5 protein-coding genes are annotated in these 5997 nt (G+C 25.8%); all 5 read right to left on the bottom strand.

Features of this window, described 5'->3' with window-relative positions; translation table 11 throughout:
• Window positions 1–184: 184 nt before the first annotated feature.
• The 5 genes from repA to leuB all read right to left on the bottom strand — a co-directional run bounded on the left by repA (window position 185) and on the right by leuB (window position 5851).
• On the bottom strand, window positions 185–1030 hold the full coding sequence (repA, locus tag APCICUMA2628_RS02060; protein ID WP_154027785.1) for a plasmid replication initiator RepA: 846 nt from the start codon (window positions 1028–1030) through the stop codon (window positions 185–187).
• A gap of 32 nt (window positions 1031–1062) precedes the next feature.
• Entirely contained in the window at window positions 1063–2610 is a 1548-nt protein-coding gene (leuA, locus tag APCICUMA2628_RS02055) for a 2-isopropylmalate synthase (RefSeq protein ID WP_154027783.1), read from the bottom strand.
• A 114-nt stretch (window positions 2611–2724) separates the two neighbouring features.
• Window positions 2725–3327 (bottom strand): 3-isopropylmalate dehydratase small subunit, encoded by a 603-nt coding sequence (gene leuD / locus APCICUMA2628_RS02050; protein ID WP_154027781.1) that lies wholly within the window; start codon window positions 3325–3327, stop codon window positions 2725–2727.
• 24 nt (window positions 3328–3351) lie between these two features.
• Window positions 3352–4755, bottom strand: a complete 1404-nt coding sequence (leuC, locus tag APCICUMA2628_RS02045) for a 3-isopropylmalate dehydratase large subunit (RefSeq protein ID WP_154027779.1) — start codon at window positions 4753–4755, stop codon at window positions 3352–3354.
• Window positions 4724–5851, bottom strand: coding sequence for a 3-isopropylmalate dehydrogenase (leuB, locus tag APCICUMA2628_RS02040; RefSeq protein ID WP_154027777.1), 1128 nt, complete (start codon window positions 5849–5851; stop codon window positions 4724–4726). The genes leuC and leuB overlap by 32 nt, the downstream gene beginning before the upstream one ends.
• Window positions 5852–5997 lie beyond the last annotated feature (146 nt).

The following is a 5997-nucleotide window of genomic DNA, read 5'->3' as shown; positions in this document are numbered from 1 at the left end:
TGATAATGAATGATAGCTTGAAATAGAAACAGTATATTTTTATAAATAAAATTTTCGAAATTTTAAAATTATATATTAAAATGACATATATAAATATAGTTTATATAAATTTTTTAAAAAATATATTGAGTTCAAATATATTTAAATAAAATTACTATAATTTATAAAAAATACAAGATTTTTTTTAAGGAATAGAATGTTTTGCTAATTGTTTTAATTTGAAATATTCACAATTAACTTTTTTCTTTAAATTAACTAATCCTATATTACATAGTTCTTCAATAGAATATTTTTGTACTAGTTTATTTAAAATATATGAACGAGCATATTTTTTTTTTAATTGAGTTATTTGTATAGCTTTATTTTGATTTTCATTAATATAATGTTTATATTGTCTATAATTTAATGATCGTTGAATATGTTTTTCTTTTGCTTTTTGTTTGGCTTCAAAAAATGTTATTTTAGATTTTCCTTTTTTTACTAATTGCTTATTTATCCATTGTAGTTGTTTTATTCTAATTTGTTTAAGTCTGCATTGAGAAATATCAAACATCATAAAAAATAACGGTTTTAAACAGATGATTTTAGGAATATACATTCCTAAAATCTTATCCCATATTTTTTGACAACTAATTAAACCAATTGGTTCCATAAAATCTGTAATTAATCTAGAAGCTCTTGTAATAGATTTATTACCTACACTAGAATATGTTGATAATCCACACACATCTGATAATTTTTCAACAGAAGCCATTACTAAAGTAGATGCAATATTAAAATGATATAGCATGGCTTGTGATATAGCACGTAGAGCACGTGCACGATGTTTATTTAAACGTCTTTTTCGAGGTAAAACATGTCCTGTGATTGGATTTTTAAATTCACGAATAGATGAATAAATTTTATTTTTAGTAATATTAATCGTAGCTGCACGCTTCATTGCATATCTAATAAACGCTGGACGTTTCTTATGATTTTCAGGTTGAATAAATTGTGGATATGGATTATATACATATTTTTTTTCTAACATAAATAACCTATTGTAGGGTTTTGTAAAAATTTTTATTTATTTAATTTTTCTAGTTCTTTATTAACTTGATTAGATTTCCAAATATAATTCAATACATTTACCATAGCTTGAGCTGATGCTTCAATGATATCAGTAGCTAATCCTACTCCATGAAAATTTCGTAATTTATATTGCACAACGATATCCACTTTTCCTAAAGCATCTTTCCCTTCTCCGTTTGCTACTAAATGAAATTTTTTTAAAATAATAGGATATAAAGTAGCTTTATTTAAAGCTTGATAAATAGCATCTACTGGTCCATTACTTGTGGTAGCTTTTTGAATATTTGTTTGAGAACCGCATATTAAAATAATAGATGCTACAGACAATCCTGATAATTTAGATTGTACATCAAAATATTCTAATTTAAAATATTCTTCGGTATTTTGTTGTTTTTTAAAAAAAGCTAAAGCTTCTAAATCGTAATCAAAAATTTGTCCTTTTTTATCTGCTAACTTTAAAAAATCAATATATAATTCATTTAAGTTATAATCGTTTTTATGATAACCCATTTCTTGCATACGATGTTCTACAGCTGATCGACCTGATCTAGAAGTTAAATTTAATTTACAATTATTTAACCCAATTTTTATTGGATTAATTATTTCATAATTTTTTCTATTTTTTAAGACACCATCTTGATGAACACCTGATGAATGTAAAAACGCATTTTTTCCTACAATAGCTTTATTTATAGAAATTGGCATATTACAAAATTGACTGACTATCTTACTAGTTTTATAAATTTCCTTATAATTTATATTAGTATATTTTTTTAACACATTTTGATGTACATATAATGCCATTATTACTTCTTCTAACGCCGCATTTCCTGCTCTTTCACCTAAACCATTCATAGTTCCTTCAATTTGTCTTGCTCCAGCCTCAACAGCGCTTATAGAGTTTCCTACCGCCATTCCTAGATCATTATGGCAATGTACTGACACAATAACTTTATGTATATTTTTAACATGATCAAAAATATTTTGAATAATTTTTTTAAATTGTGTCGGAGTAGTATATCCAACAGTATCAGGGATATTGATGGTAGTAGCTCCAGCATCAATAACAGCTTCAATAATTTTATATAAATTATGTAATGATGTTCTTCCTGCATCTTCACAAGAAAATTCAACATCATTTGTATATTTGCGAGCTCTTATAACAGAGGAAACAGCCATATCTGTTATTTCATTAAAACTTTTTTTTAACTTAGAAGATATATGTAAATTAGAAGTTCCTAAGAAAAGATGAATTCTACTTTCTGCTGCATGTTTCATAGCTTGAGCGGCAGTATCAATATCTTTTTTTAAACATCGAGCCAAGCTACATATTTTACTTGTTTTAAGCAGTTTAGAAATAGATTCTATTGATTTAAATTCTCCAGGTGAAGAAATAGGAAAACCCGCTTCAATCACATCTACTCCCATACGTTCTAAAGCTAAAGCAATCTGTATTTTTTTATTTGAATTTAAACTTGCTTGTAAAGCTTGTTCACCATCACGTAGTGTTGTATCGAAAATAATAATCTTTTTTTTCATAATTAACCTTTTAAGATAAGTAATATAATATATTTATAAGTTTTTTAACCCTCATAAAATTTTTAAAAATTTTATGAGGAAAAATATTTTATTAAAAATTATTAAATATCATTTTTAATAAAAATTAAACATAGAATTGTTTTTTTCATATAAATTTATTTTTTTTTCATGTTTTAAAGTATGATCGATATGATCAAATCCATACATAATAGACTGTTTTTTAATAGGATTAATTTTAAATTTAAAGTGATAATTATCAATTTTAATTATTTCTTTTAATAAATCTATTACACAAAAAATTTGTAATTTTTTTTTTAGTATAAAAAACAATTTATCTATTGTTTTTTTAGGAAAAGAAATTAATAATAAACGATTATTTAAACAATTATTTATAAAAATATCAGAAAAACTATGTGCAATAATTACTTTAAATCCGTAATCTATTAAAGCCCACACAGCATGTTCTCTAGAAGAACCGCACCCAAAATTATTACGAGTTAAAAGAATACTAGCGTCACGATAATTTTTTTGATTTAAAATAAAATTAGGATTTTCTTCTTTGGAAGAATTTAAAAATCTCCAATTATAAAATAATTTTTTACCAAATCCAATTCTATCAATTTTCTGTAAAAATTGTTTCGGAATAATTATATCTGTATCTATATTTGATATATCTAACGGAACAATGATACCAACATGTTTTATAAAATTTTGCATTATTGTAATAATATCTCTAAAAGTTTATGAAGAAAAATTTTTAATATTGACAAATTTTCCATATAAGGCAGTTTGTGCAGCTAACCATGGACTCATGAGATGTGTTCGACCATTAATTCCTTGTCTTCCTTCAAAGTTTCTATTACTAGTGGATGCGCATCTTTCTTGAGGTTTTAATTGATCTTCGTTCATACCTAAACACATAGAACATCCGGCATGTCTCCATTGAAAACCAGATTTTTTAAAAATTTTATCTAAACCTTCTTTTTCGGCTTGTTTTTTTACTAACCCCGATCCAGGGACAATCAAAGCTTCTACATTACTTGCGATAATCTTATTTTTAACAACTGAAGCAACTATTCGTAAATCTTCAATTCTAGAATTTGTACATGATCCAATAAAAACTTTATTAACAGGTATACCAACTAAACTTGTTCCATCTTTTAATCCCATATAATCTAGAGATCGTTTAACATCTTCTAATTTATTTTTATCTTTAAAATCTTTTAATTTTGGAATTTTGTCATTAATAGAAATTACTTGAGACGGATTTGTCCCCCATGTAATTTGTGGCGATAAATGTGATATATCAATTGATATATCTTTTTCAAAAATAGATTTAGGCCCAGATTTTAAAAGATTCCAAAATTTTGTATATTCTTTCCAAGAACGATTTTTAGGAATAAAATTTTTATTTTTTAAATATTCGTAGGTAGTATTGTCCGGTTGAATTAGACCAGATTTCGCACCTAATTCAATAGCCATGTTACAAATTGTCATACGACTTTCCATGCTCATATTTTGTATAATTGGTCCAGTAAATTCCACTACATATCCTACACCTCCAGATGTACCTATTTGATTAATTATTTTTAAGATAATATCTTTAGAATATATGTTTTCTTTTTGATTACCGTGTATATATATTCGCATATTTTTCATATAATTTTGAGGTAAAGTCTGAGTAGCCAAAACATGTTCTACTTCTGAAGTTCCTATTCCAAATGCTAATGCTCCAAAAGCACCATGAGTTGATGTATGTGAATCTCCACAAACAATTGTCATTCCTGGTAATGTCATGCCTTGTTCGGGAGCAACTACATGAACAATACCTTGATTTATATCTGTTAGACTATAACAAGAAATTTTAAAATCTTGACAATTTTGAATTAAAGCTTTCATTTGTTTTTTTGCCATATAAGAAGAGTTGTTAATGTCTCTAGAGTGAGTAGGGACATTATGATCCATGGTGGCAAATGTTTGGTTTGGTCTTCGTACAATTCTATTTTTTTCTTTTAACCCTGTAAATGCTTGAGGAGATGTTACTTCATGTATTAAATGTAAATCAATATAAATAATTGGTGTAATATTTTTTTTATGATGTATTAAATGTGAATTAAATATTTTTTGATATAATGTGGTTTTCATTTTTTATTATCTCGGATAATGTTTTAGCAATTTTAGTGCCCATTTGATTTGTATTAATATAATTTTTACCATCAGAAATATCTAAGGTGCGATATCCTTTTTGTAAAGTTTTTATTACAGACAATTCAATATATCGAGCAATATGCTGTAAATTTAAGGAGTATTCAAACAATAATCCTAAAGAAAGAATTTGAGCAATTGGATTAGCTAAATTTTTACCTTTCAAATCCGGAGCAGATCCGCCAGCTGGTTCAAATAATCCAAAAAAATTTTTATTTAAACTAGCAGAAGGTAACATCCCAATGGATCCGGTTAACATTGCACATTCATCTGATAAAATATCTCCAAATAAATTAGAACATAATATAACATCAAATTGATTAGGATTTTTTATTAATTGCATGGCTGCATTATCAACATACAGATGCCGTAATTGAACATCTGGAAAATTTTTAGAAACAGTGGTTACTACTTCCCTCCATAAAGAAGAACTTTCTAAAACATTAGCTTTATCTATTGAACAAACTTGTTTATTTCGCTGTAAAGATAATTGAAAAGCAATTTTTGCAATTCTTTCAATTTCTTTAGTAGAATAAATTTCTGTATCAAAAGCAGAAATATTTTTTTTATTAAATGTATTCCTTCCTTTTGGTAAACCAAAATATATACCGCCTATTAATTCACGAATACATAAAATATCAAATCCGTTTTTTATTATTCCCGATCGTAACGGAGATAGCTGTTTTAAATCATTATTTAATTTAATGGGTCTAATGTTAATAAATAAGTTAAAAAATCGTCTGAGTGGCAATAAAGCACCTCTTTCAGGTTGTTTATCACGTGATAGACATGTCCATTTTTTTCCTCCAACAGATCCAAATAAAATTGCATCAGATTTAATACAACCATCTAGTGTTTTTTTAGGTAAAGGTGTACCGAATTTATCAAATGCTATTCCACCAATATCAAATTCACGAGTATTAATTTTAAAGTTAAACTCATTATTAATAATATTTAAAATTTTATATGCTTCTACCATAACTTCAGGACCAATTCCATCACCAGGTAAAACTGCTATATTGAATGATTTTTTCATTTTTAACCTTTTTATAATTTTTCGAATAATTTGTTAATTACAATATACTATATAAAATATATAATGTCTTTTTTTTTTTTTTTTTTTATGTTATTTTGCGTTTATTTTTTTTTTAAATAATTCATTTTGTCTTTCTAAGAATTTAA

Origin of the sequence: Buchnera aphidicola (Cinara cuneomaculata) (assembly GCF_900698865.1) — a bacterium.
Taxonomy (GTDB): domain Bacteria; phylum Pseudomonadota; class Gammaproteobacteria; order Enterobacterales; family Enterobacteriaceae; genus Buchnera_F; species Buchnera_F aphidicola_AA.
The sequence above is the reverse complement of the archived record's forward strand: the minus strand, read 5'-3'. Positions and strand labels throughout refer to the sequence as shown.

What these genes read in the sequence shown, in the direction of transcription:
- repA (WP_154027785.1), bottom strand. Translation starts at nt 1,030, where the DNA reads ATGTTAGAAAAAAAATATGTATATAATCCATATCCACAATTTATTCAA.
- leuD (WP_154027781.1), bottom strand. Translation starts at nt 3,327, where the DNA reads ATGCAAAATTTTATAAAACATGTTGGTATCATTGTTCCGTTAGATATA.
- leuA (WP_154027783.1), bottom strand. Translation starts at nt 2,610, where the DNA reads ATGAAAAAAAAGATTATTATTTTCGATACAACACTACGTGATGGTGAA.
- leuC (WP_154027779.1), bottom strand. Translation starts at nt 4,755, where the DNA reads ATGAAAACCACATTATATCAAAAAATATTTAATTCACATTTAATACAT.
- leuB (WP_154027777.1), bottom strand. Translation starts at nt 5,851, where the DNA reads ATGAAAAAATCATTCAATATAGCAGTTTTACCTGGTGATGGAATTGGT.